24 protein-coding genes and 1 tRNA gene are annotated in these 25,188 nt (G+C 68.0%); 17 read left to right on the forward strand and 8 right to left on the reverse strand.

The features are described from left to right. Window positions 1-18 precede the first annotated feature (18 nt). Window positions 19-1,278 (forward strand): 6-phosphofructokinase, encoded by a 1,260-nt coding sequence (locus ACZIYR_RS11595; protein ID WP_473033945.1) that lies wholly within the window; start codon window positions 19-21, stop codon window positions 1,276-1,278. Window positions 1,279-1,373: 95 nt separating this feature from the next. On the opposite strand, the gene ACZIYR_RS11600 is transcribed toward ACZIYR_RS11595, so the two are convergent. After that, a complete protein-coding gene (locus tag ACZIYR_RS11600; protein WP_483526808.1) occupies window positions 1,374-3,101 on the reverse strand; it encodes a bifunctional protein-serine/threonine kinase/phosphatase in 1,728 nt (575 codons plus the stop codon). Between the two features lie 219 nt (window positions 3,102-3,320). Here ACZIYR_RS11600 and ppa point away from each other — a divergent pair, with 219 nt between their 5' ends. The 8 genes from ppa (at window position 3,321) to purH (ending at window position 12,083) form a co-directional block, all read left to right on the forward strand. Next, window positions 3,321-3,851 carry an inorganic diphosphatase gene (gene ppa, locus ACZIYR_RS11605; RefSeq protein ID WP_473033946.1) on the forward strand — a complete coding sequence of 177 codons (531 nt, stop codon included), beginning with the start codon at window positions 3,321-3,323 and terminating at the stop codon, window positions 3,849-3,851. Between the two features lie 210 nt (window positions 3,852-4,061). Next, window positions 4,062-5,912: a protein-disulfide reductase DsbD gene (dsbD, locus tag ACZIYR_RS11610; protein WP_483526809.1), complete on the forward strand. Its 1,851-nt coding sequence runs from the start codon at window positions 4,062-4,064 to the stop codon at window positions 5,910-5,912. A gap of 219 nt (window positions 5,913-6,131) precedes the next feature. Next, window positions 6,132-6,596 carry an acetyl-CoA carboxylase biotin carboxyl carrier protein gene (gene accB / locus ACZIYR_RS11615; RefSeq protein WP_483526810.1) on the forward strand — a complete coding sequence of 155 codons (465 nt, stop codon included), beginning with the start codon at window positions 6,132-6,134 and terminating at the stop codon, window positions 6,594-6,596. A 29-nt stretch (window positions 6,597-6,625) separates the two neighbouring features. Then, window positions 6,626-7,969, forward strand: coding sequence for an acetyl-CoA carboxylase biotin carboxylase subunit (gene accC, locus ACZIYR_RS11620; protein ID WP_483526811.1), 1,344 nt, complete (start codon window positions 6,626-6,628; stop codon window positions 7,967-7,969). An 85-nt stretch (window positions 7,970-8,054) separates the two neighbouring features. Continuing rightward, the gene (prmA, locus tag ACZIYR_RS11625) at window positions 8,055-8,969 is read left to right on the forward strand and encodes a 50S ribosomal protein L11 methyltransferase (protein WP_483526812.1); all 915 of its coding nucleotides are present in this window, start codon (window positions 8,055-8,057) and stop codon (window positions 8,967-8,969) included. A 76-nt stretch (window positions 8,970-9,045) separates the two neighbouring features. Next, the gene (gene dusB, locus ACZIYR_RS11630; protein ID WP_483526813.1) at window positions 9,046-10,101 is read left to right on the forward strand and encodes a tRNA dihydrouridine synthase DusB; all 1,056 of its coding nucleotides are present in this window, start codon (window positions 9,046-9,048) and stop codon (window positions 10,099-10,101) included. After that, window positions 10,098-10,439, forward strand: coding sequence for a DNA-binding transcriptional regulator Fis (gene fis / locus ACZIYR_RS11635; RefSeq protein WP_473033950.1), 342 nt, complete (start codon window positions 10,098-10,100; stop codon window positions 10,437-10,439). Before dusB ends, fis begins: the two co-directional genes overlap by 4 nt. A gap of 60 nt (window positions 10,440-10,499) precedes the next feature. Next, window positions 10,500-12,083 (forward strand): bifunctional phosphoribosylaminoimidazolecarboxamide formyltransferase/IMP cyclohydrolase, encoded by a 1,584-nt coding sequence (gene purH / locus ACZIYR_RS11640; protein WP_483526814.1) that lies wholly within the window; start codon window positions 10,500-10,502, stop codon window positions 12,081-12,083. Between the two features lie 165 nt (window positions 12,084-12,248). Here the strand turns inward: purH and ACZIYR_RS11645 are convergent, their stop codons facing one another. From ACZIYR_RS11645 to folE, 4 genes are all read right to left on the reverse strand, one after another. Next, window positions 12,249-13,706 carry an NAD-dependent succinate-semialdehyde dehydrogenase gene (locus ACZIYR_RS11645; RefSeq protein ID WP_483526815.1) on the reverse strand — a complete coding sequence of 486 codons (1,458 nt, stop codon included), beginning with the start codon at window positions 13,704-13,706 and terminating at the stop codon, window positions 12,249-12,251. A 61-nt stretch (window positions 13,707-13,767) separates the two neighbouring features. Next, window positions 13,768-14,073, reverse strand: a complete 306-nt coding sequence (locus ACZIYR_RS11650; protein WP_483526816.1) for a hypothetical protein — start codon at window positions 14,071-14,073, stop codon at window positions 13,768-13,770. A 116-nt stretch (window positions 14,074-14,189) separates the two neighbouring features. Next, entirely contained in the window at window positions 14,190-14,600 is a 411-nt protein-coding gene (folX, locus tag ACZIYR_RS11655) for a dihydroneopterin triphosphate 2'-epimerase (protein ID WP_473033952.1), read from the reverse strand. A gap of 77 nt (window positions 14,601-14,677) precedes the next feature. After that, entirely contained in the window at window positions 14,678-15,235 is a 558-nt protein-coding gene (gene folE, locus ACZIYR_RS11660) for a GTP cyclohydrolase I FolE (RefSeq protein ID WP_473033953.1), read from the reverse strand. A 277-nt stretch (window positions 15,236-15,512) separates the two neighbouring features. On the opposite strand from folE, the gene ACZIYR_RS11665 reads away from it, so the two are divergent. Then, window positions 15,513-16,067, forward strand: coding sequence for a hypothetical protein (locus ACZIYR_RS11665; protein WP_473033954.1), 555 nt, complete (start codon window positions 15,513-15,515; stop codon window positions 16,065-16,067). Window positions 16,068-16,149: 82 nt separating this feature from the next. On the opposite strand, the gene ACZIYR_RS11670 is transcribed toward ACZIYR_RS11665, so the two are convergent. Then, window positions 16,150-17,133, reverse strand: coding sequence for a serine/threonine protein kinase (locus ACZIYR_RS11670; RefSeq protein WP_483526817.1), 984 nt, complete (start codon window positions 17,131-17,133; stop codon window positions 16,150-16,152). Between the two features lie 45 nt (window positions 17,134-17,178). Then, on the reverse strand, window positions 17,179-17,862 hold the full coding sequence (locus ACZIYR_RS11675; protein WP_483526818.1) for a double zinc ribbon domain-containing protein: 684 nt from the start codon (window positions 17,860-17,862) through the stop codon (window positions 17,179-17,181). Window positions 17,863-17,953: 91 nt separating this feature from the next. On the opposite strand from ACZIYR_RS11675, the gene bioB reads away from it, so the two are divergent. The 7 genes from bioB (at window position 17,954) to bioA (ending at window position 23,987) form a co-directional block, all read left to right on the forward strand. Further along, window positions 17,954-19,063, forward strand: a complete 1,110-nt coding sequence (bioB, locus tag ACZIYR_RS11680) for a biotin synthase BioB (RefSeq protein WP_483526819.1) — start codon at window positions 17,954-17,956, stop codon at window positions 19,061-19,063. A gap of 8 nt (window positions 19,064-19,071) precedes the next feature. Further along, window positions 19,072-20,235 carry an 8-amino-7-oxononanoate synthase gene (gene bioF, locus ACZIYR_RS11685; RefSeq protein ID WP_483526820.1) on the forward strand — a complete coding sequence of 388 codons (1,164 nt, stop codon included), beginning with the start codon at window positions 19,072-19,074 and terminating at the stop codon, window positions 20,233-20,235. Continuing rightward, window positions 20,232-20,960 carry an alpha/beta fold hydrolase gene (locus ACZIYR_RS11690; RefSeq protein ID WP_483526821.1) on the forward strand — a complete coding sequence of 243 codons (729 nt, stop codon included), beginning with the start codon at window positions 20,232-20,234 and terminating at the stop codon, window positions 20,958-20,960. The genes bioF and ACZIYR_RS11690 overlap by 4 nt, the downstream gene beginning before the upstream one ends. Then, window positions 20,957-21,748, forward strand: a complete 792-nt coding sequence (locus ACZIYR_RS11695; protein ID WP_483526822.1) for a methyltransferase domain-containing protein — start codon at window positions 20,957-20,959, stop codon at window positions 21,746-21,748. The genes ACZIYR_RS11690 and ACZIYR_RS11695 overlap by 4 nt, the downstream gene beginning before the upstream one ends. A 1-nt stretch (window position 21,749) precedes the next feature. After that, window positions 21,750-22,457 (forward strand): dethiobiotin synthase, encoded by a 708-nt coding sequence (gene bioD / locus ACZIYR_RS11700; RefSeq protein ID WP_483526823.1) that lies wholly within the window; start codon window positions 21,750-21,752, stop codon window positions 22,455-22,457. Window positions 22,458-22,501: 44 nt separating this feature from the next. Continuing rightward, window positions 22,502-22,586, forward strand: a tRNA-Leu gene (locus tag ACZIYR_RS11705). Between the two features lie 135 nt (window positions 22,587-22,721). Continuing rightward, on the forward strand, window positions 22,722-23,987 hold the full coding sequence (gene bioA, locus ACZIYR_RS11710) for an adenosylmethionine--8-amino-7-oxononanoate transaminase (RefSeq protein WP_483526824.1): 1,266 nt from the start codon (window positions 22,722-22,724) through the stop codon (window positions 23,985-23,987). Window positions 23,988-24,252: 265 nt separating this feature from the next. On the opposite strand, the gene lpxC is transcribed toward bioA, so the two are convergent. Further along, on the reverse strand, window positions 24,253-25,164 hold the full coding sequence (gene lpxC / locus ACZIYR_RS11715) for a UDP-3-O-acyl-N-acetylglucosamine deacetylase (RefSeq protein WP_473033960.1): 912 nt from the start codon (window positions 25,162-25,164) through the stop codon (window positions 24,253-24,255). Between the last annotated feature and the right edge of the window lie 24 nt (window positions 25,165-25,188).

Genomic DNA, 25,188 nt, shown 5'->3' on the forward strand with positions numbered 1-25,188 from the left:
CCGGAGCACGCAAGCCCCATGGCCCAGCATAACGCCTTCTATGCCCAGTCTGGCGGTGTTACCGCCGTGATCAATGCCAGCGCCTGCGGCGTGATCGAGGCCTGCCGCCGGCATTCCGACCGCATTGGCAAGGTCTATGCCGGTCACAACGGCATCATCGGCGCCCTCACCGAGGACCTGATCGACGTCAGCCAGGAGTCCGACGAGGCCATCGCCGCCCTGCGCCATACCCCCGGCGGCGCCTTCGGCTCCTGCCGCTACAAGCTCAAGGACATCGAGACTCACCGCACCCAGTACGAGCGGCTGATCGAGGTCTTTCGCGCTCACGACATCCGCTACTTCTTCTACAACGGCGGCGGCGACAGTGCCGACACCTGCCTCAAGGTCTCCCAGCTCTCCGAGAAGCTGGGCTATCCTCTGACCGCCATCCACGTGCCCAAGACCGTGGACAACGACCTGCCGATCACCGACAACTCCCCGGGCTTCGGCAGCGTGGCCAAGTACATCGCCACCTCGACCCTGGAAACCTCCCTGGACATCGCCTCCATGTGCGCCACCTCCACCAAGGTGTTCGTGCTCGAGGTGATGGGACGCCACGCCGGCTGGATCGCCGCCGCCGGAGCGCTGGCCGGCGAGGGTGAAGGCGAGCCGCCCCACCTGGTAATTTTCCCCGAGGTGGCCTTCGACCGCGAGGCGGTCATGGCGCGGGTCGAGGAGGCGGTGCAGAAGTACGGCTACTGCGTGATCGTGGTCTCCGAGGGCGCCCGCTACGAGGACGGCACCTTCCTCGCCGACTCCGGCAACACCGACGCCTTCGGCCACCGTCAACTAGGCGGCGTGGCCCCGACGCTGGCCGGCATGGTCAAGCAGGACCTGGGCTACAAGTACCACTGGGCAGTGGCCGACTACCTGCAGCGCGCCGCCCGCCACCTGGCCTCGAAGACCGACGTGGAGCAGGCCTACGCCGTGGGAGAGAAAGCGGTGGAGCTGGCCATCGAGGGCAAGAACGCCATGATGCCGGCGATCAAGCGCACCAGCGATAGCCCCTACGAGTGGGCCATCGAGGCCGCCCCCCTGGCCGAGGTTGCCAACCGCGAGAAGTTCATGCCACGCGAGTTCATTCGCGAGGACGGCTTCGGCATCACCGACGCCTGCCGCCAGTACCTCTCGCCGCTGATCCAGGGCGAGGACTTCCCGCCTTTCGAGAACGGCCTGCCCAAGGTCGCCCATCTCAAGCTGGCCAAGGCGGAACGTAAACTGCCCGAGTTCAAGATCTGACAGGAGCGAGGGACTAGGTACGAGGGGCGAGGGGCGAGAAGCGAGGCGCGAGGAACGAGACGCAAGGCCCTCGAACCTCGAACCTGCAAAGGGCGTCATCGAAGCAGCCAGGACAGCACCAGCAGCAGCAGCAGAATACCGGCCACACCCTGCCAGAAGTTGGCCGGCTCTCGCAGCAGCCGAGAGCCGCCGGGCGGGTCGGCCTTCTGGCCATCATGATGGCGCAGCGCATAGAGCAGCTCCGACATGCGCCGGAAACGCAGCGAACGCTGCGGGTCCAGGGCCCGCCGCAGGGTATCATCCAGCGCCGGAGACACTTCGGGATTGCGGGTGCGGGCACTGCGGTAGCTCAGCTGCTCCAGGTCGGTATGGCTGCGCAGCCGGTTGGGTGCCAGGGCATAAGGCAGCTCGCCGGTCAGCAGCCAGTAGATGGTCGAGGCCAGCGAGTACTGGTCGCTGCGCCGCCCCACCGGATCATCCAGCGCATATTCCGGGGCGCTGTGCTCGCTGAGTCCCACCTGGCGCGCCAGCTCCCGGGAGCGACGGTGCCCGTCCACGTCGCGCATGTGGCAGGCGCTGAAGTCGGACAGCACCACCTGGCCATGGGCATCGATCAGCACGTTGTCGGGGTGGATGCGCTGGTGCAGCAGGTCGCGATGGTGCAGCGCCTGCACCGCCTTGCCCAGCTGGACGGCGATATCCAACCGCTGGGCCAGGTTCGCCTGGGGATGGCGGCGCGCCCAGGCGGTGAGGGTCTCCCCCTCGACGTAGACCATCAGGTAGTAGAGGTGGCGGCGTGGCCGCGAGGGCTCCATCACCCGCGCCACGAAGGGCGACTTGACCCGCTCCACGACCCACTGCTGCAGCAGGAAGTGCTCGAGATAGGCGTTGCGATTGGAGAGCTCCGGACTCGGCGCCTTCATGACCATCTCGCGCTCGGTACGCGTATCGCGAACGCGATAGACCCGCGACTGGGCGGTACGCGACAGCACCTCCTGGATCTCCAGCCCGTCGATGCGCTCCCCCGGAGAGAGCTCGGGGGGAATCGGCAGGTCGCCATAGATGCGTCCGGGATGATCCTGCTCGGCCTCGGGCAGTTGGTCGATTCGCACCAGCTGAAAGCAGAACTGATCGGCCCCGTAGCCCCGGGACTGAGCGCGCTCCCGTGCCGCCTGGGCCAGGCGCTCGCAGGCCGCGTCCAGGTCGCTGGCATCCTGGCGTATCAGCCGCACATAGTCCGAGGGCATCAGCGTCCCGCGCACCGCCTGAGTGGTGAATAGGAAGATATCGCCCTGCTTGAGGGGCAGACGCAGGTAGTCGATATCGATACTGCCGTCGAGCCCCAGCGCCCGCGAGGGGTAGCGGTAGCCGCCCAGGTCGGTGATGTGGTCGCGGGAGAGCTGTTCGAACTCGGCGCCACGCAGGCGAAACACCAGGGTATCGCCCATATGGAAGAGGTGGGCATCATGGGCGCGGTAGACCATCGCCGACAGCGCCGCGACATAGCTGCCGCCCTCGACATAGTGACTTTGGCTGTAGCACCAGCCGTTCAGCGCACGCAGCACGCGTGTCGCCGAGGTCTTGACGTCCCAGTGGTCCGGGGTCGAGAAGTAGTCGGCGAGAAAGCCGCGCACGCTGAGATCGCCGGCCTGCTTGGCGATGGCGTTGCGGGAGCTGGTATCGCTGATCAGCGCGCAGGCCCCCTTGGCCGCCAGCTGGCCGCTGTCATCGGGGATACGCACCGACATGGAGCTGCGGTGGCGACGCCGGTCCGGTGCCACGAAGGCTTGTCCAACGCTCAATGCCAGCTGGGAAGATGCCAAGACACGCTCCTTATGATTCCGCGGATTCGTCCGCGCCCGCCGCAGCGCAGCCGGGCGCTCCCTCGCGCGGGCCATGATACACCCTTGGCGCATCACCAGCTTGTCAACCAAAGCCCAAGCCGGCTCTCACCTATGTCGCATTGGTAATCCCCAGACGGGCTCCGTATAATCCTGCCAAATTTCCGGCCCATCCCCTTTCGCCAACCGAAGGAAGCGATCATGAACTTCGACAAGATTCCCGCCGGTCAGGATCTGCCCAACGACGTCTATGTGGCGATCGAGATCCCCGCCAACCACTCGCCGATCAAGTACGAGATCGACAAGGACATGGGCGCGCTGCTGGTGGACCGTTTCCTCGCCACGCCGATGTTCTACCCGGCCAACTACGGCTTCATCCCCCACACCCTGGCCGACGACGGCGATCCCCTGGACGCCCTGGTGGTGACACCTTGCCCGGTGCAGGCCGGCGCCATCATCCGCGCCCGCCCGGTAGGCATTCTCAACATGACCGACGAGGCGGGTGAAGACGCCAAGCTGGTCTGCGTCCCGTACGCCAAGCTCTCCAGCCTCTACGACGATGTCAATGAGATCACCGACCTGCCCGAGCTGCTGCGCCAGCAGATCGCCCACTTCTTCGAGAACTACAAGGATCTCGAGAAGGGCAAATGGGTGAAGGTCGAGTCCTGGGAGGGCGCCGAGGCCGCCCGCAAGGCCATCGAGAAGGCCGTTGCCGCCTACGAGAAAGCCTGAGCCAGCACCAGCGCCTCACGAGACGGGCCGCCCTCTGGGGCGGCCCGTTGCCGTTGTGGGCGAGGCGCGACAAAGGCGCGCACCCAGGGGTGGTCAACAGCCGCTGCCAGGTGGGGTATCCTTGAGGGCAACGTCCTCGTGCGCTCTTTGCCGCTGAACTCGGCCAGCCTCGCCGGGTCTTAGCAGCGCACCGGTTCTGCTTCGAAAAGGATGACCGTCTTGACCGTTCGCCACCTTGCCCGCCTCTGCGCCCTGCTGCTGACCCTGCTGTTGCCGCTGGCCGCCCACGCCCAGTGGTTCTCCTCCTCGTCGAGCAACCAGGGCGACTTCCTGCCGGTGATGGAGGCCTTCCAGCCCAGCGCCTGGCATGACGGCGACACCCTCTATATCGGATTCGAAAATGCCGAGGGCTACTACCTCTATCGTCACCGGCTCGACGTCGAGGGTGCCGATGGCGCCTTGGCGCTGGGCGAGCCCAGCATTCCATCGGGCGAGTTCAAGTCCGACGAGTTCCTGGGCGATGTCTACGTCTTCTACGACCGGGTGGTCTTCGAGGCGCCCATCGAGAACGGCGCCGAGGGCCCGCTGGCTATCACGGTGAGCTTCCAGGGCTGCGCCGATGCCGGGCTCTGCTATCCGCCCGAACAGGTCGACCTGCAGGCCAACCAGGGGGCCATGCCCGCGGCCTTCATCAGCTGGCGCGATTCGGGCGATGGGGGGGCCGCGAGCACCGCCGCCCCGGCCGCCCCGCTGAGCGAGGATGGCCGTTTCAACGCCCTGATTCGCGAGGCCAGCCTGCCGCTGGCGCTGGGCCTGTTCTTCCTCGCCGGGCTGGGGCTGACCTTCACCCCCTGCGTGCTGCCGATGGTGCCGATCCTCTCCTCAATCATCGTCGGCCAGAATCCCAGCCGGCCCCGCGCCTTCGTGCTCTCGCTCAGCTATGTTGCCGGCATGGCCCTGACCTACGCGGTCGTGGGGGTGCTGATGGGCCTGTTCGGCGCCGGCCTGAACCTGCAGGCCCACCTGCAGTCGCCGCCCGTACTGATCGTCTTCGCCATCCTCTTCGTGCTCTTCGCCCTGGCCATGTTCGGCGCCTTCGACCTGCGGCTCTCGCCTCGGCTGGCCGGACGCGTCGATGCCTGGCAGGCCCGCGCTCAGCGCAGCGGCCCGCTGGGCCTGGCCGGTGCCGGCTCGCTCTCTGTGCTGGTGGTGTCCCCCTGCGTTTCGGCACCGCTGGCCGGCGCCCTGGTATTCATCTCCACCACCGGCGACGCCGTGATGGGCGGCAGCGCCCTGCTCGCCCTGGGACTCGGCATGGGCGTGCCGCTGCTGCTGGTGGGTACCTACGGCACCACCGCCCTGCCGCGCACCGGCGCCTGGATGAACGGCGTCAAGATCGCCTTCGGCATCCTGATGCTGGGCGTAGCGATCTGGCTGGTCGAACGCCTGGTGCCCGGTCCGGTAGCGCTGCTGCTGTGGGCGGCACTCGCCATCGCCACCGCTCTGGCCCTGGGCGCTCTGACCCTGAACCTGCCCCAGGGCTGGCCCAGGGTTCGCCAGGCGGCAGGACTGCTGCTGCTGGCCTGGGGCATTGCCCTGGTGATCGGTGCGGCCCGCGGCGCCCACGACCCGCTGCGCCCGCTGGCCGCCCCTCTGGCCCAGTCCGGCAGCGCTGAGAGCGTCGAGATCACCACCGTGACCCAGCTCGATGAGCTGGAAACCGCCCTGCTCGCCAGCCATGACGAGGGCCGCCCCGCCTTCGTCCATTTCACCGCCGACTGGTGCATCTCCTGCAAGCAGATGGAGCGCAGCGTCTACCCGGCGCCCGGCGTGGCCGAGCCGCTGGCCGAGTTCGCCCGCATCAACGTGGACGTGACCCGCAGCAACGCGGCGACCCGCGAGCTGCTGGACCACTTCGGGCTGTTCGGCCCGCCCAGCCTGATGTTCTTCGAGGGTGACGAAGAGATTCGCGAGGCGCGGATTCAAGGCGAGGTACGTGCCGGGGAGTTCGCCAGCCATCTCAACGGGGTGCTCGACTGGCTCAACGGCCGCCGCAGCTGAGCCCCCTCCCGACTGCCACCCTGGCGCGCTCGGCGAGCGTCATCGAACGCTGTTCCCGGGCGCTGGACATCCCCTTTGATTTTAGGCAAACTCCCGCGACAACGCTTATTAACGGCCGATAGCGTCGGCAATGTTCACCATCTTGCCGGTATCTATCTAATTTGAAGCCGGGTTAACAGCTCCCGGCGGCCGCCAACTACCCACCGATCGAGACACGTCATGGATATCCGCAAGGTCAAGAAACTGATCGAGCTGCTCGAAGAATCCAACATCAGCGAAATCGAGATTCAGGAAGGCGAGGAGTCGGTGCGTATCAGCCGCCACCCCAATGGCGCCGGCTGGCAGCAGGCGCCGATGCCCCAGCCGATGGCGATGCCCCAGCCCGCCCCGGCGGCCGCGCCCAGCGCCCCGGCTCAGGAGCCGGCCGAAGAGGCGCCCGCGGCTCCGCAGGGCCACGCGGTCACCTCGCCGATGGTCGGCACCTTCTATCGCAGCCCCGCCCCGGGCTCCAAGCCCTTCGTGGAGGTAGGCTCCAGCGTCAAGAAGGGGGACACGGTGTGCATCATCGAGGCCATGAAGATGATGAACCAGATCGAGGCCGATCGCGACGGCGTGATCGAAGCGATCCTGGTCGAGGACGGTGAGCCGGTCGAGTTCGACCAGCCGATGCTCGTCATCTCCTGATCTTTCCACTGATACTGGCGGACCCCATCATGCTGGACAAGGTTCTCATCGCCAATCGCGGCGAGATCGCCCTGCGCATCCTGCGCGCCTGCAAGGAGCTGGGCATCAAGACCGTCGCGGTCCACTCCAAGGCCGACCGCGAGCTGATGCACGTGCGCCTGGCCGACGAGGCCGTGTGCATCGGACCGGCGCCCTCGGCCCAGTCCTACCTCAACATTCCGGCGCTGATCAGCGCTGCCGAAGTCACCGACTCCAGCGCCATCCACCCCGGCTACGGCTTTCTCTCCGAGAACGCCAACTTCGCCGAGCAGGTCGAGCGCTCCGGCTTCACCTTCATCGGCCCGCGTGCCGAGACCATCCGCCTGATGGGCGACAAGGTCAGCGCCATCGAGTCGATGAAGAAGGCCGGCGTGCCAACGGTGCCCGGCTCCGACGGCCCGCTGCCGGAAGACGACGAGGGCGAGATCGTCGCCATCGCCAAGCGCATCGGCTATCCGGTGATCATCAAGGCCGCCGCCGGCGGCGGCGGGCGCGGCATGCGCGTGGTGCACACCGAGGCCCATCTGCTCTCGGCGGTCACCGTGACCCGCACCGAGGCCCACTCGGCCTTCGGCGACGGCACCGTCTACATGGAGAAATTCCTCGAGAACCCGCGTCATGTCGAGGTCCAGGTGATCGCCGACGGCCAGGGCAACGCCATTCACCTCTTCGATCGCGACTGCTCGCTGCAGCGGCGCCATCAGAAGGTGATCGAGGAGGCCCCGGCGCCGGGGATCGACGAGACCGCCCGCGCCGAAGTCCTCGAGGCGTGCCGCGAGGCCTGCATCACCATCGGCTATCGCGGCGCCGGCACCTTCGAGTTTCTCTACGAGGACGGCCGGTTCTTCTTCATCGAGATGAACACCCGCGTCCAGGTGGAGCACCCGGTCACCGAAATGGTCACCGGCGTGGATATCGTCCGCGAACAGCTGCGCATCGCTTCCGGCCTGCCGCTCTCGGTCAGCCAGGAGGAGGTCACGCTCAACGGGCACTCCTTCGAGTGCCGCATCAACGCCGAGGACTCGCGCACCTTCATGCCTTCGCCGGGCAAGGTCACGCTCTACCATCCGCCGGGCGGCCTGGGCGTACGCATGGACTCCCACGTCTATACCGGCTATACGGTGCCGCCCCACTACGACTCGCTGATCGGCAAGCTGATCACCTGGGGCGCCGACCGCGAGACCGCCCTGACGCGCATGCGTAATGCCCTGGACGAGCTGCTGGTGGAGGGCATCAAGACCAACACCGACCTGCACAAGGACCTGGTACGGGACGGCTATTTCCGGCAGGGTGGCATCAACATCCACTACCTGGAGAAGAAGCTGGCCCAGTAGGCCGCGACTCCTCCTCTCCAGCGGGGCGGCCACGGCCGCCCCGCTTGCGTTCATCCCCGACCCTTCTGCCCAATGCGAGGCCCCCATGCCCTGGCTGCAACTCAAGGCCCATATCGCCCCGGAACAGGCCGAGATCCTCGAGGAGCTGCTGCTCGACGAGGGTGCTACCGCCATTACCCTGCAGGACGCCCATGACGACCCGGTCTTCGAGCCCGAGCGGGGCAGCACCCCCCTGTGGCGCGAGACGGTGCTCACCGGCCTCTACGACGACCTGGAGGGCGTCGGGGCGATGCTCGAGCGGCTCGCCGCCGCCTGGGCCGAGACCCTGCCCGGCGAGCCCTGCCCCGAGATCGACTACGAGCTGCTCGCCGACCGCGACTGGGAGCGCGAGTGGATGGAAGACTTCCAGCCGCTGCGGATGGGCCAGCGGCTGTGGATCGTGCCGAGCTGGCATGAGCCACCGGAGCCCGGCGCGGTCAACCTGCACCTCGACCCCGGGCTCGCCTTCGGCACCGGCACCCACCCCACCACGGCGCTCTGCCTGGCCTGGCTCGACGACCTGGCCGTCAAGGGCGAGCTGGCCGAGGGCCGCGTGCTCGACGTGGGCTGCGGCTCGGGGATCCTGGCCATCGCCGCCCTCCGGCTCGGCGCCCGCAGCGCCATCGGCACCGATATCGATCCCCAGGCGCTCACCGCCAGCCGCGACAACGCCGAGCGCAACGGCATCGTCGAGGCGGACTTCCGGCTCTGCTATCCCGAGCAGCTCGACGACGCCGAGCGCTTTCCCGTCGTGGTGGCCAACATTCTTGCCGGCCCGCTGGTCGAACTGGCGCCGATGATCGCCGGCCACGTTGCGCCGGAGGGGCGCCTGGCACTCTCCGGGATTCTCGAGCCCCAGGCCGAGGCGGTGCTCGACGCCTATCGCGAACAGGGAATGCACATGGACGCGCCGGCGGTTCGCGAAGGCTGGGTCCGGCTCAGCGGGCGGCGCCCGGCGTGAATCGCGCCGGCTGGCGCCTTCACCATCCCTCCCCAGACGCGTATGATATGCAGCCTCCAAGCCAGCTGACCCGACCATGACCGAGACTCGCCCTCTGCCCCAGATCGGCCGACACCGCCTGCCCAACCGGGTGATTCTGGCCCCCATGGCCGGCGTCACCGACCGCCCTTTCCGGCAGCTCTGCCGCCGCCAGGGTGCGGGGCTGGTCGTCGGAGAGATGGTCACCTCGGACCCCGCGCTGTGGCATACCCGCAAGTCGCGTCAGCGCCTGGACCATCGCGGCGAGCCCGGCCCTCGCACGGTGCAGATCGCCGGCGGTGATGCGGCAATGCTGGCCGAGGCGGCCAGGCTCAACGCCGACCACGGCGCCGAGATCATCGACATCAACATGGGCTGCCCGGCCAAGAAGGTCTGCAACAAGGCCGCCGGCTCTGCCCTGCTGCGCGACGAGTCGCTGGTGGCCGAGATCCTCGAGGCGGTCGTGGCCGCGGTCGACGTGCCGGTCACGCTCAAGATCCGCACCGGCTGGTGCGCCGAGAGCAACAACGGCGTGCGTATCGCGCGCCTGGCCGAGGCCGCCGGCATCCAGGCCCTGGCGGTGCACGGGCGCCATCGCCAGCAGCGTTTCAACGGCACCGCCGAATACGACACCATCGCCGCCATCAAGTCGGCGGTCACCCTGCCGATCTTTGCCAACGGCGATATCGACACGCCCCAGAAGGCCGCCTTCGTTCTCGACTATACTGGTGCCGATGCGGTGATGATCGGTCGCGGCGCCCAGGGCAACCCCTGGATCTTCCGCGAGATCGACCACTATCTTCGCCACGGGCAGCGGCTGTCGGAACCCGACGATGGCGAGCGTGCCGAGGTGCTGCTCGGGCATCTGGCGGCGCTGCACGACTTCTACGGCATGCCGATGGGCGTGCGTATCGCGCGCAAGCACCTCGGCTGGTACCTGGCCGCCGACCGCCGCCTGACATCCGCACGACAGCGTGAGCTAAGGGCCGCCTTCAACGGCCTGGAACACCCGGACGAGCAGTATCATTTCGTCGACGAACTCTTTTCCTCCGGCCCCGGACCGGCAGTCTGCCGCACCGGGGTCGGGACAGCGAATGGAATCAGTGCCGCATGAACCGACACGTCTTCACTCCCAACCCCGACCTGTCGGGTCTTGACGCCGGCCCCGGTAACGAGCTGGCGGATCCCGACGGCCCCGCGTCCCTGGCAACGACACGGCCCGGAGAGCAGCCCCTTCGCGAGGCCGTCGACGCCGCCATGCGACGCTACTTCGACCATCTGGACGGCGGCACCGCGACCGACCTCTACGCCATGGTGATGGCCGAGGTCGAAGCGCCGCTGTTGGCCAGCGTGCTGGACTACACCCAGGGCAACCAGACCCGCGCGGCCGAACTGCTCGGCCTCAACCGCGGCACCCTGCGCAAGAAGCTCAAGCAGCATGACCTGATCTGACCGGAGCGGCCGCCCGGCCGCCCGGCGCCCCTTCCCGTCACCTTCAGCAAGAGTTGCACCATGGCCGATACTCCCTCATCCCAGCCGGTCCGCCGCGCCCTGATCAGCGTGTCCGACAAGACCGGTATCGTCGACTTCGCCCGCGGCCTGTCCGAGCGCGGCGTCGAGCTGCTCTCCACCGGCGGCACCTTCCGCCTGCTCCAGGAGCACGGCGTCACCGTCACCGAGGTCTCCGAGCATACCGGCTTCCCGGAGATCATGGACGGCCGCGTCAAGACGCTGCATCCGAAGATCCACGGCGGCATCCTCGGACGCCGCGGCGAGGACGATGCGGTGATGGCCGAGCACGATATCGCCCCCATCGACATGGTGGTGGTCAACCTCTACCCCTTCGCCCAGACCGTGGCCCGGCCCGACTGCCGACTCGAGGATGCCATCGAGAACATCGACATCGGCGGCCCCACCATGGTGCGCGCCTGTGCCAAGAACCACGCCCACACCACCATCGTGGTCAATGCCGCGGACTATGCTCGGGTGCTGGGCGAGATCGCCGCTCACGACGGCGCGGTAAGTGACGCCACCCGCTTCGACCTGGCGGTCAAGGCCTTCGAGCACACCGCCGGCTACGACGCCGCCATCGCCGACTATCTGGGAAGCCGAGTGCCCGGCGGCGAGGACGGGTTTCCGCGCACCTACAACCTGCAGTTCGAGAAGAAGCAGGCCATGCGCTACGGCGAGAACCCGCACCAGAACGCCGCCTTCTACGTTGAGGCCAACGCGCGTGAGGCCAGCGTGGCCACCGCCACCCAGCGGCAGGGCAAGGCGCTATCGTTCAACAACGTCGCCGATACCGATGCCGCCTTCGAGTGCGTCAAGGCCTTCACCGACACCGCCTGCGTGATCGTCAAGCACGCCAACCCCTGCGGCGTGGCGGTGGGCGCCACCCCGCGCGAGGCCTACGACAAGGCCTTCGCCACCGACCCCACCAGCGCCTTCGGCGGAATCATCGCCTTCAACGTGCCGCTGGACGCCGAGACCGCACGGGTCATCATCGACCGCCAGTTCGTCGAAGTGATCATCGCCCCCGGAGTCGACGAGGACGCTTTGCCGATCGTTGCCGAAAAGCAGAACGTGCGACTGCTCGACGTGGGCGCGCACTGGCCCGGTGAGCGGGAGCATGCCCATGACATCAAGCGCGTCACCGGCGGGCTACTGGTGCAGGACCGCGATCTCGGCATGGTCGGCCGCGATGAGCTCACCGTGGTCAGCGAGCGGGTGCCCACCGAACAGGAGATGCGCGATCTGGCGTTCGCCTGGAAGGTGGCCAAGTACGTCAAGTCCAACGCCATCGTCTACGCCAAGAACGGCCAGACCATCGGCGTGGGTGCCGGTCAGATGAGCCGCGTCTACTCGGCCAAGATCGCCGGCATCAAGGCCGCCGACGAGGGCCTCTCGGTGCCCGGCTCGGTGATGGCGTCCGACGCCTTCTTCCCCTTCCGCGACGGTATCGACGCCGCGGCCGCCGCCGGCATCGCCGCGGTGATCCAACCCGGCGGCTCCATGCGCGACCAGGAAGTGATCGACGCCGCCAACGAGGCGGGCATCGCCATGGTCTTCACCGGCATGCGCCATTTCAGGCACTGACGGCTGCGCCTGCGGCGAGCTGTAAGCTGTAAGCTGTAAGCTGTAAGCTGTAAGCACAGCGTGGATAGCGTCGCCATAATCAGAAAACCCCGTCGGCCATGGCCGACGGGGTTTTCATTTCTTACGGCTTAAGGCTTATGGCTTACAGCTCCGGGCGAAGCCCGGTCAGCCGAGATCGATGCAGAGGTACTTGGTCTCCAGGAACTCCTCCAGCCCCTGGTGGCCGCCCTCGCGGCCGAGCCCCGACGCCTTGACCCCACCGAAGGGCGCGGCGGCATTGGAGATCAGCCCGGTGTTGATGCCCACCATGCCGTACTCCAGGGCGTCGGAGACTCGCCACACACGGCCCAGGTCCCGGGAATAGAAGTAGGCGGCAAGACCGTATTCGGTGTCGTTGGCCATCCGCACGGCCGTCTCCTCATCATCGAAGGGGAAGACGGCCGCCAGCGGGCCAAAGGTCTCTTCCCGAGCGACCTTCATCTGATCGTTGGCGAAGCTGATCAGGGTGGGGGTGAAGTAGCTTCCGCCCAGGGGGTGGGGGTGCCCCCCCAGCAGCAGCTCGGCGCCCTTGTCCACGGCGTCCTGGACGTGCTCGCTGACCTTGGCCACCGCGTTTTCGTCGATCAGCGGGCCGATATTGATATCGGGCTGGGTGCCGTCCCCGACCTTGAGCTCGCTGTTCATGGCCACCGCCAGCTTCTCGCAGAAGGCGTTGACCACGCTGGACTGCACCAGGAAGCGGTTGGTGCACACGCAGGTCTGGCCGGCATTGCGGAACTTGGCCGCCATGGCCCCCTCCACCGCGGCGTCCAGATCGGCATCCTCGAAGACGATAAAGGGGGCGTTGCCGCCCAGCTCCAGGGAGATCTTCTGGATATGGCGAGAGGCGTTGGCCATCAGCTCACGACCCACCTCGGTGGAGCCGGTGAAGGTGATCTTGCGCACTGCCGCCGACTCGGTCATGGCCGAGGCGATTTCGCTGGCACGCCCGGGCACCACGTTGAACACGCCGCGGGGCACGCCGGCACGCTCGGCCAGCAGCGCCAGCGCCGTGGCCGAGAACGGCGTCTGGCTGGCCGGCTTGACCACGATGGTGCAGCCCGCGGCCAGCGCCGCGCCGGCCTTGCGAGTGATCATCGCCGCCGGGAAGTTCCAGGGGGTGATGGCCCCCACCACGCCTACCGGCTGCTTGGTCACCACGATACGCTGGTTACCCTTGGCGGCGGGAATCGTCTCGCCATAGATGCGTCGCCCCTGCTCGGCGAACCAGCGCAGGAAGCTCGCCGCATAGGCGATCTCGCCGGCAGCCTCCTTGAGGGGCTTGCCCTGCTCATGGGTCATGATCATGGCCAGATCGTCCTGATGCTCGAGCATCAGGTCGTGCCATTTCATCAGGATGTCGGCGCGCTCCAGCGCCGAGAGCGCCTTCCAGCCGGGCAGCGCCAGCTCGGCGGCAGAGATGGCGCGCTCGGTCTCGGCGCGTCCCAGCCGCGGCACATTGCCGAAGGCCTCACCGGTGGCAGGATTGATGACATCGATCTGTTCGCCGCTGTCGGCGGCGACCCAGCTGCCGTCGATATAGGCAAAGGGACAATAGAGCTGCGTTTCCTTGAGGGCTTCCATGGTCGTCTCCCGGCCGCTCGGCGGCCTCGTTGTCAGAGTAGGCTGGGCACTGGCGATGGCATCACTGCACGGCATTGGCACCCTGGTCCACGACCAGGGCCGCCTCAGGGGGCTGAACCATGGCCGTCAGTATGGCCAGTATCAGGGCAAGCGCAATGGCCAGCCAGCAGAATGCGCGACCGATGTAACGGTCGGGCATACGCCGTATCTGGCGCAGTCCCATCAGGGCGAAGATGGCCGCCGCGATATTCACCGGCGGCAGACTGCCCTGCAGCAATAGCGCGAAGAGCGCGGTAACGATGGCTGTCAGGGCCCAGGGGGAGTAGCGTCGACGCGATGACGCTTGCGGGGAACTGTCACTGTCCAACGACGAATTCTCTCTACGGCGGCATTTACCCTATCCATGCTACGCCCAAAGCCGGCCGTGCTCAAAGCGTCGGCGCTGCCCCGGCAGCGCCACTCGGCCAGGGTGGCAAGCGTCGCTCAGCGAGGCCGTCGCGGCTCGCGTGACGCCGAAAGGGTCACCGAGACGGAGTCGGCAAAGCGCAGCGCATGAGGCTTGTCGATCTCCACCTGGGCCGTCAGGACCGGCTCGTGGGTCATGATCAGATCCAGCACCTCGCGGGTCATGCGCTCGAGCAGCAGGAAGCGATTCTCTTCCACATGGGCGATCACCTGTTTGGTGATGGTGCGGTAGTTGAGCGCCTGTTCGATATGATTGAAGGCCACCGCCTGGTCGGCTCGATAGCGGATCACCGCATTGATGACGACGTCCTGGCGGTTGTTGATCTCCTCTTCCTTGATACCGATATGGGTGCGCAATCGCAGGTTCTTGATGCGAATGGTGGCAAGGTCATGATCGAAGTGCTGATCATCCAGGGCGTGCAGGGGCATGGTCGGGGCTCCAGAGTGAGGGGAAAGAGCGGTGACCGCAGGCTACCCGATCCCGATGCGGCCAGTCGTCGAAGGCGTCAACGCCCGTTGACCAGGGTCAGGAACTCCTGCCGCGTCGGCTGGTTGTCGCGGAAGGCGCCCAGCATCACCGAAGACGTCATGCTCGAGTTCTGCTTCTCCACGCCACGCATCATCATGCACAGATGGCGCGCCTCGATGACCACTGCCACCCCGCGGGCATCGGTCACCTGCAACACCGCCTCGGCAATCTGGCGGGTGAGGTTCTCCTGGATCTGCATGCGGCGAGCATACATGTCGACGATTCGCGCAAACTTGGAGAGCCCCAGCACCTTGCCGCTAGGCAGATAGGCGATATGGCACTTGCCGATGAAGGGCAGCAGGTGATGCTCGCACATCGAATAGAGCTCGATGTCCTTGACCAGCACCATCTCGTCGGTCTCGGACTCGAAGACCGCGCCGTTGATGATCTCCTCTAGCGTCTGGGCATAGCCGCGAGTCAGAAACTGCATGGCCTTGGCCGCTCGCTTGGGGGTGTCCTGCAGGCCCTCGCGGTCGGGGTCCTCTCCCAGTTCCAGGATGATCCTGCGGTAGTGGTTGGCGAGTTCTTCGGTCATGATCGGGCCCCGTGCCAGTCTTCATTAGGCATTGCATGGTAATGGCATGCGCCACCACCTCATGTACAAAATATATACAGTAAAAACATTTCGTACAATATTGAGTTATCTAAAAGGGTCATTCTAGCGCAAGCGGCGCCTCGCCGCAGGTCGGCTCGCCGCCTTTTCGTGCCCACGGCAGACAAGCCGACAGCGCTGCCGACCGTGGGGAGCTGTGGTAAAATGGCGTAAGTCAATTCACTGCGCATAGCGCAGCCGTCTTCATCGAGAGCACGACATGATCAAGAACCCTACCGCGATGCTGACTGCCGCCGGGCTGGCCCTGCTGGCCCTGCCCGCGTCGGCCGCCACCCTGACGCTGCCTGCCGATGCCCGAGTTGCCGTTCAGGTGATCGACGAACTGGTCCTCGACGCCGACAGCGACCGTCGCGACGACATCCTGATGCGCCCGGTCAGCGATTACCCCGAGGCCACCCACGCCCTGCCGGAGTACTGCGTACTGGTCGGCAACGCCCGGATCGACGGCGAGCGCCTGCGCATCACGGCAGACTCGCTGACCTGCATCGAAACCGAGGGAGGCGACAGTGAGATCTACAGCGGCGAGTTCTCCGCCGCCGCCTACGAAGCCGACGGCAGCTTCGGCGTGGCCGCCTGCGACGCGGGTCGCTGCGAGCTCGGCCCCAACCACGCCTTCCAGCTGCAGCTGGCCAGCGAACTGGCCATCGAGGAGCAGGAGAATCCCGCCGAGCAGATCAACATCCAGCGTCGTCAGGCGGATGGCACCGGCGTCGCCAACCCCCTCCCCGCCGAGCGGCCCGACCCGGATCAGTGAACCTCTAAGGGCCCGGCACACGAGACACCGAGCGCCCTTGGGGCGCTCGCTCCCCCACTCCCCCTCGGCTGCCGGGCCGCGATCAGGCCAGCCAGCGCGGCCCCCGGTTCAGGACCTGACGCTGCTGCTCCAGCAGCCGGATATGCCCCTCCCAGTAACCGGCGTCCGCCAGCCACGGAAAGGCCGGAGGAAAGGCAGGATCCGACCAGCGCGCCACTAGCCAGGCGCTGTGGCGCATCAGCCGCAGGGTGCGCAGCGGCTCCATCAGCGCCAGCTCCCGGCGGTCGAAGTCGCGATGCTGCTCATAGCCCTCAAGGACCTCGGAGAGCTGCATCTGCAGCTCATCGTCGCGTTCGGCGGTGAACAGCATCCACAGATCCTGTACCGCCGGCGCCATCAGGCAGTCATCGAAGTCGACCAGGGCAAAGTGCTCGTCGCGCCCCAGGATATTGCCCAGGTGGCAGTCGCCCTGCACGCGGATCGCCTGTTCGGCGGCCCAGGCGTGGGGTGCCAGATCATCGTGCAGTGCCGCGGTGATGCGCTCATAGGCTCGCCGTTGATGGCGATCCAGCCAGTCGCTCGACAGCACCCGCTCCCGCGCCTCGACCACCATGGCATCCAGGTCCATGGTGCCGCGATGCATGAAGCGGGCACGCTCGCCTACCGCATGCACCGCGCCGATCAGTTCGCCTAGCGCGAACAGGTGGACCGGGTTCTCGAGCTCCGGCGCCTGCCCCGGCAGCTGGGGAAAGAGCGTGAAACGAAAGCCCTCGGCATGATGCAGGCTGCGGCCCGCCGCGTCTCGCCAGGGCGGCGCCACCGCCACGCCGCCGGCGGCCAGCTCCGTCAGGAAGTCGTGCTCCTCCTGGATCTGGGCATCGCTCCAGCGCTCGGGGCGGTAGAACTTGACCACCCAGCGACGGCGCTCGTCATCGTGGACCAGATAGACGCGATTCTCGTAGCTGTTGAGCGCGAAGGGCTCGCCCGGCAGCCACAGGCCCAGCGATTCCACGGCCGCAACAATCCGCGCCGGCTCGAGCCTGGCAAAGGGGTGGGTCGCCTGCATGATACCTCCGGTGTTGCGGTAACTGCCGGCATGCTAACAGAGTTGTTACCCCGGCGTGCGCGCCATGGCCCAGGCCTCGATATCTTCGGCACCGGCGCGGCGGCAAGCCACCGCCAGCGCATTCAGCGTCGCCCCGGTGGTCATGACATCATCCACCAGCGCCACCCGGGGCGGCAGCCGCTTATCGACGACGAAAGCCTGGCGCAGGTTGCGACCGCGCTCGAGACGGTCGAGCCCACGCTGGGAGCGCGTATCGCGCCGGCGCCGAGCGCGTATCAGCGGAACCCCCAGACGCCGCGCCAAGCGCCGCGCCAGCCAATCGGCCTGGTCGAAGCCCCGCTCACGGGCTCGCCGCGGATGCAGCGGCACCGCCAGCAGCACCTGCGGCGGCTCGGCAAGCACCAGGCGTGCGAGGAACAGGGCCAGCAGCACGCTGCCGGCCCGCGGCGAGGCGTGGAACTTGAAGCGCTGCATCAGGGCCGCCACCTCGCCCTGATAGCGCAGTGGCGCCAGGGTGCGGTCGAACTCCGGCGGCCGGGCGAGACAGCGCCCGCAGCGGCGACCGGCAAGCGCGCCGGCCGGCTGCGGTTCGGCGCAGCAGGGACAGGCCGGCAGGTTCCAGGGAAGCGTCTCGAAGCAGGCCGAGCACCAGGGCTGCCCCGCCGCGCCTGGCGCCAGACAGAAGGCACAGCGGCCCGGCAGCGCATGGCGCAGGGCTCGGTCAACCACACCAAGGCCCAGGGTTGACAAGCCGGCGCCACGCCCTATGCTGGTCGTCAACTTTCCAAAGTGATCCATGTTGACTTTAAGCGAGCCTGCCATGACCTCAGCCTCCTGCGCTTCCGGCGCACCTGATCTGACCCTAGCCGGCAATGCCGACGTGCGCCATGACTGGTCGCTGGCCGAGATCGAGGCGCTCTTCGCCCTGCCGTTCAACGACCTGCTGTTTCGCGCCCAGCAGGTGCACCGTCGCCACTTCGATGCCAACGCCGTGCAGGTCTCCACGCTGCTGTCGATCAAGACCGGCGCCTGTCCCGAGGACTGCAAGTACTGCCCGCAGTCCGGGCACTACAACACCGGGCTCCCCAAGGAGAAACTGCTGGAGATCGACAAGGTGGTGGAGCAGGCCCGCGCCGCCAAACAGGCTGGCGCCAGCCGCTTCTGCATGGGCGCCGCCTGGAAGAGCCCGCGTGAGCAGGACCTCGAGGTGGTGCTGGCCATGGTCGAGCGGGTCAAGGCGCTGGGGCTCGAGACCTGCATGACGCTGGGCATGGTCGACGCCGACCAGGCCAGCCGCCTGGCCGAGGCCGGACTCGACTACTACAACCACAACCTGGACACCTCCCCGGAGTATTACGGCGAGATCATCACCACCCGCACCTACGCGGACCGCCTGGAGACCCTGGGCAACGTTCGCCAGGCGGGCATGAAGGTCTGCGCCGGGGGGATACTGGGCATGGGCGAGGCGCCACGCGACCGTGCCGCCCTGCTCCAGCAGCTGGTCAAGCTCGAGCCACACCCCGAGTCGGTGCCGATCAACATGCTGGTCAAGGTGCCGGGCACGCCGCTGGCGGAAGTGGAAGACCTGGACCCCCTCGAGTTCATTCGCGCCATTGCCGTGGCCCGCATCCTGATGCCCGAAAGCCATGTGCGCCTCTCCGCCGGCCGCGAGCAGATGGAGGAATCCACCCAGGCGCTGGCCTTCCTGGCCGGGGCCAATTCGATTTTCTACGGTGACCGGCTGCTGACCACGGGGAACCCCCAGGTAGAGCGCGACCGGGCGCTGTTCGCCAAGCTCGGCCTGCATCCGGAGCGTCGTGACACCTGCGTCGACGATCAGCGACAGCAGGCCAGTTTGGAAAGCGCCATGGCGCGTCGGGCCGGCCGGGTCCACGCCGCCGAGCTGGCCTACGACGCCAGCGGGGCCTGAGGCGTGCCATGGGCATTGACCTGAGCCCCTGGCCGAGTCGCCTTGCCCAGCGGGCGGCCGCCCGACGACAGACCGGGCTATGGCGCGAGCGCCGGCTCCATGCGCGTGATGGGTCGCTATGCGATTTCGCCGGCAACGACTACCTCGGCCTGGCCCGTGACCCGCGCCTGGCCGAGGCCCAGGCCGACGGGGCTCGCCGCCACGGTGCCGGCGCCGGCGCGTCCCACCTGGTCAGCGGCCACCTTGCCGCCCACGAGGCGCTGGAGTCACGCCTGGCCGAGCTCACCGGCCGGCCGGCGGCACTGCTGTTCTCCACCGGCTACATGGCCAACCTGGGCGTCCTGCAGGCGCTTTGCGACGGCACCACCCGGATTTTCCAGGACCGACTCAACCACGCCTCGCTGCTCGACGGCGCGGCCCTGGCCGGGGCTCGCTCGCGGCGCTTCCACCACGGCGACCTCGACGACCTGACCCGCATCCTGGACCGCGCCCCGGAGGAGCCCCTCAAGCTGGTGGTCAGCGATGGGGTCTTCAGCATGGACGGCGACGTGGCCGACGTGGCCGGCCTCGCCGCGGTGGCGCGCCGCCATGGCGCCTGGCTGATGATCGACGACGCCCACGGCCTCGGCGTGCTGGGCGAGCGGGGGGACGGCTGTGTGGGCCGCCGCCACGGCGTGGCGGACGTCCCGGTGCTGGTCGGCACCCTGGGCAAGGCGCTGGGGACGGCCGGCGCCTTCGTCGCCGGCAGCCGCGAGCTGATCGAACACCTGCTCCAGTTCGCCCGTCCCTATGTGTACACCACCGCCCAGCCCCCGGCGGTGGCCACCGCGACGCTGAAGGCCCTGGACATTCTCGCCAGCGAACCGGAGCGCCGCCGACGGCTGCATGATCACATAGCGCGCTTTCGCAGCGAGGCCACCCGCCTGGGCCTGCCGCTGGCCCCCTCGCCCACGCCCATCCAGCCGCTGGTGCTGGGCGACGGCGCCCGCGTCATGCACTGGGCGGCTCAACTGCGCGAGGCCGGCCTGCTGGTCGGCGCCATCCGCGAGCCCACGGTGCCCCGGGGCCAGGCGCGGCTGCGCCTCACCCTCTCCGCCGCCCACACCGAGGCCGAGCTCGACCGTCTGCTGGTGGCCCTGGCACGCCTGCAGGACGAGGCATCCACCGCATGATGCCGCTGGTGCTGCTGTCGGGCTGGGGAATCGATGCTCGCATCTGGCACCCCCTGGCACCCTACTGGCCGTCAGCACTGGCGATCAGCACTCCCGACTGGCCCGGCTACGGTGGCGTCGAGCCCCTGGACGGCGCCGACGACCCAGCGCAACTGGCCGAGCGCATGGCGGCGTCGCTGCCGGCAGAGGCCGTCTGGGTAGGCTGGTCGCTGGGTGGCCTGCTGGCCGCCCGCCTGCTAACGCATCTACCGCCTCCGCGGGCGCTGGTGCTGCTGGGCATGGGGGGGCGCTTCTGCGGCGATGACGGCGTCACCCCCGCCGAGCTGAGGGCCTTTCGCCACGCCTTCAACCGCTCACCCACGGCCACCTGGCAGCACTTCCTGCGCTGGCAGCTGCAGGGCGAGCCCGGCCGGGGAGCCGCGCTGCGCCGCCTGCAGGACTTGATCGGCCGACGGCCAAGCGCGAGCCCGGCCACGCTGGCGCAAGGCCTTGTCCAGCTGGCCAGCCTGGACAACCGCGCCACCCTGGACGCGCCCCCCTGCCCGATAGTTCGCCTGGCCGGCAAGCGGGACCCGCTGCTCGGCGAGCGGAACCGCCGGGCCCTGGATCATGCCTTCGCGGAGGCCGGCCACTGTCCGATGCTGTCGTGTCCCGCCGAGCTGGCGGCGACCCTCAGCGAGATCGCCCACGCCGCCCACCCTCTCTCGACGGAGACGCCACCATGAACGCCTCGACCGCCTCACAGCCGGTGACGCCCTCCCCCGACTGGCAGCGTCGGGTGGCACGCGCCTTCTCCCGTGCCGCGCCACACTATGCCCGACGGGCCCAGGCGCAGCTCACCATGGGCCATGCGCTCTGGGCGCGGCTGCCGGCCCGGGCCGACCGGGTGCTCGACCTGGGCTGCGGGCCCGGCCACTGGAGCGCGCGACTCGCCGAGCGCTTCGGCCCCGACTGCCGGGTACTCGGCCTGGACCTGGCCTCGGGCATGCTCCAGACCGCACGCGCCGGCCACGGCGACACTGCCAGCTGGCTGTGTGCCGACGCCGCGGCGCTGCCGCTGCCGGATGCCGGGGTGGACCTAGTGTTCTCCAACCTGGCCATCCAGTGGTGCCCCGACCTGGACGCCACCCTGGCCGAGCTCCACCGGGTGCTGCGTCCCGGCGGTCGCGCTCTGATCAACAGCCTGGCGCCCGGCACCCTGACGGAAGTGGGTCACGCCTGGGCCAGCCCCGAGGCGCTGCTGGAATTTCGCTCCCGCGCCCGGCACCTGGCCGCGGCGAATCTGGCTGGCTTCGCGAGGGTCGAGGTAGCGGCACGCCCAGAGCGCTTTCACTACCCGGATCTCCCGGCGGTGATGGCCTCCATCAAGGGGGTTGGGGCCCAGACCGCCCGCCCCGGCGCCCGGCTCTCCCGGGCCGACCTGGGGCGGGCCGCGAGACGCTACGAACGGCTGCGCACGCCCGCGGGTCTGCCGGTCACCTACCATCTGCTGACCCTGGAGCTGACTCGCTGAGATGCCTGCCTATTTCGTCACCGGCACCGACACCGATGCCGGCAAGACCCTGGTCACCGCCGGCCTGCTGGCCCTGGCGAGGCGACGCGGCCTGACCACCCTGGGGCTGAAGCCGATCGCCTCCGGGTGCACGCGCCGCGCCCCCGACGAGCCGCTTGTCAATGCCGATGCCCTGGCACTGCAGGCGCAGAGTCACCCGGCCATGCGCTACCCGACGATCAACCCCTACACCTTTGCCCCGGCCGTCGCCCCCCATCTGGCGGCCCGCCGGGACGGCGTCGACCTGAGGCTGGACGCGCTGGAGGCCCACGCTCGCCCGCTGCTCGCCCTGGACCGACACCTCACCCTGATCGAGGGAGCCGGGGGCTGGCGGGTACCGCTCAACGACCACGAGGACCTGGCCGGCCTGGCCGGCCGCCTCGACCTGCCGGTGATCCTGGTGGTGGGCCTCAAGCTCGGCTGTCTCAACCACGCCCGGCTCAGCGCCGCGGCCATCGGCGCCGACGGGCACCGACTGGCGGGCTGGGTGGGCAGCCTCCTCGACCCCGACTTCGCCGCCGACAGCGCCCTCTACCAGGACAATCTGGCTACCCTGCGCCAGCACCTGCCCGGCCCCTGCCTGGGGGTGGTGCCGCGTCTGGCGGCAACCGCGCCCCTGGCGCTGGCCGAGGCCGCCGCCGATCATCTGGCCCTGCCCGATGACGATTGACTTGCGAGGACGCGTCCGTACAATGTGGACGCCTGCCCGTTCGTGCGGATGTGGTGGAATTGGTAGACACGCCAGATTTAGGTTCTGGTGCCTTCGGGCGTGGGAGTTCAAGTCTCCCCATCCGCACCATCCCCTCGCTTTTCCGACGTTTTCATGCGCCTTTGCGCGCCTCCGCCTCGCCAGGATGCGTCGCGGCGTCTTGCCGTGCCTATCGCGCCCTCGATCGAGGCAGCCCCAGTCCCACCGCTACCCAACGGAGGCCCCATGACGTCCCCCGTCTGGCACCCCTATGCCCACCTCAAGACCCAGTCCCCCGCCCCCAAGGTGGTCGGCGGCGAGGGCCCACGCTTCACCCTGGAGAACGGCGAGTCGCTGCTCGACGCCACCTGCTCCTGGTGGTGCATGATCCACGGCTACCGTCATCCTCGGCTGGTCGCGGCCATACAGCAGCAGGCCGAGACGCTCTGCCACGTGATGCTGGGCGGCCTGACCCACGAGCCCGCCGACCGCCTGGCCCGCGAGCTGGTCCGGGTCACGCCCGAGGGTCTCAACCATGTCTTCTTCTCCGATAGCGGCTCGGTGGGCATGGAGGTGGCGATGAAAATGGCCGTCCAGTACCACCAGCTCCAAGGCCGCCCGGGCAAGCATCGCCTGCTCTCGCTGATGAAGGCCTACCACGGCGACACCGCGGGCTGCATGGCCGTCTGCGACCCGGAAGAAGGCATGCACTCGCTGTTCTCGGGCTATCTGCCCCAGCACCGCTTTGCTCCGGCCCCCACCGCCGCCTTCGACGCCCCGCCCGAGGCGGTAGCCAAGGATCTGGCTGCGCTGCGCGGCGTCCTCGAGGCGCATCACCAGGAGATCGCCGCGCTGCTGATGGAGCCGCTGCTACAGGCCGCCGGCGGGCTCAACATGACCTCGCCCCACTATCTTGCCGGCGCCCGCGCGCTGTGCGACGAGTTCGACGTGCTGCTGGTCTTCGACGAAGTGGCTACCGGCTTCGGCCGTACGGGCAAGCTATTCGCCGCCGACCACGCCGCTGTCACGCCGGACATCATGGTGCTCTCCAAGGGGCTCACTGGGGGGTATCTCGGCCATGCGGCGACACTGGCCACCGACCGGGTGCATGACGCCTTCATCGGTGATTCGCCCATGCACGCCTTTATGCACGGCCCCACTTTCATGGGCAATCCGCTGGCCTGTCGGGTGGCACTGGAGAGCCTGGCGGTATTCGAGGAGGAGGACTACCTGGGCAAGATCGCCCGGCTAAACGCCGTGCTGCGCGAGACGCTGCTCGACGATGCGGCCCTGGCCGACCACCCCGCCGTCGCCGACGTGCGGGTGCTGGGCGCCACCGCGGTGATCGAGACCCGCAGCGCCGAGCAGCTTCGCGGCGTGGGCGCCTGGGCGCGCGATCAGGGGGTCTGGCTGCGCCCCATCGGCCGCTGGCTCTACACCATGCCCGCCTATATCACCTCGGCGGCCGAGATGCGCCGGATCACCGATGTCATGAAGGGGTGGTTTCGGTAAGCCGACAACCATCCGGCGTCGAAAAAGCCGCCCTCCTGGGAGGGCGGCAAGAGATCAGACAAAAGACATGGCACTGCGGGAGGGAGCTTCAGGCACTGTGGGAGGGAGCTTCAGCTCGCGAAGTAGCGCGCAGCGCTACCTATGGGGCGCCTGCGGCGCCTTCGTCGAAGCGTCGAACCGCCGGCAGAGCCGGCCTCCCACCATAAAGCCTGCCAAAGATGTTCACGCTCAAGTGCAAAGAACTAAAGACATGGGGTGCCCGGCGCTAGGCCATGGCGGGAGCGGCATAGGAGATGGGCGCTACCTGACGCTCGTCCTCGAAGGTGACGATCTCGTAGGCGTCGGGCTGGGCGAGCAGTTCGCGGCACAGCCGATTGTTGAGCGCATGGCCGGACTTGATACCGCGGAACTCGCCGATCAGGCTGTGGCCGAGCTGGTAGAGGTCGCCAATGGCGTCGAGCACCTTGTGCTTGACGAATTCGTCGTCGTAGCGCAGGCCACCCTCGTTGACGATGCGGTAATCGTCCACCACGATGGCGTTATCCAGGCTGCCGCCCAGCGCCAGATTGTTGGCGCGCAGGTGCTCGAGATCGCGCATGAACCCGAAGGTGCGGGCCCGGGAGACCTCCTTGACGAAGGAGGTAGTGGAGAAGTCGACCACCGCGGTCTGCTTCTGGTCCTCGAACACCGGGTGATCGAACTCGATGGCGAACGACACCTTGAAGCCCTGGTGGGGCAAAAAGCGCGCCTCCTTGTCCCCCTCACGCACCAGCACGTCACGCTTGATGCGGATGAATTTCTTGGGTGCCTCCTGCTCGGCGATGCCCGCCGACTGGATCAGGAACACGAAGGGGCCGGCGCTGCCGTCCATGATCGGCACCTCGGGAGCGCTGACATCCACGTAGGCATTGTCGATGCCCAGCCCCGCCAGGGCCGACATCAGATGCTCCACGGTGGCCACCTTGACGCCATTCTGGGAAAGCGCGGTGCACAGGGTGGTATCGGTCACCAGGGCGGCACTCGCCGGCACCTGCACCTCGGGGTCGAGGTCGGTGCGCACGAAAACGATGCCGGTATCCACCGGTGCCGGGCGCAGCGTCAAATAGACCTTCTTACCGGAGTGAAGGCCGACGCCGGTGGCGCGAATGGTATTCTGCAGGGTGCGTTGTCTGATCATGGGAAGCGGCCAGGCGGTTGTAAG

The sequence above is a fragment of the Billgrantia sp. NRB1 genome, from assembly GCF_056921725.1.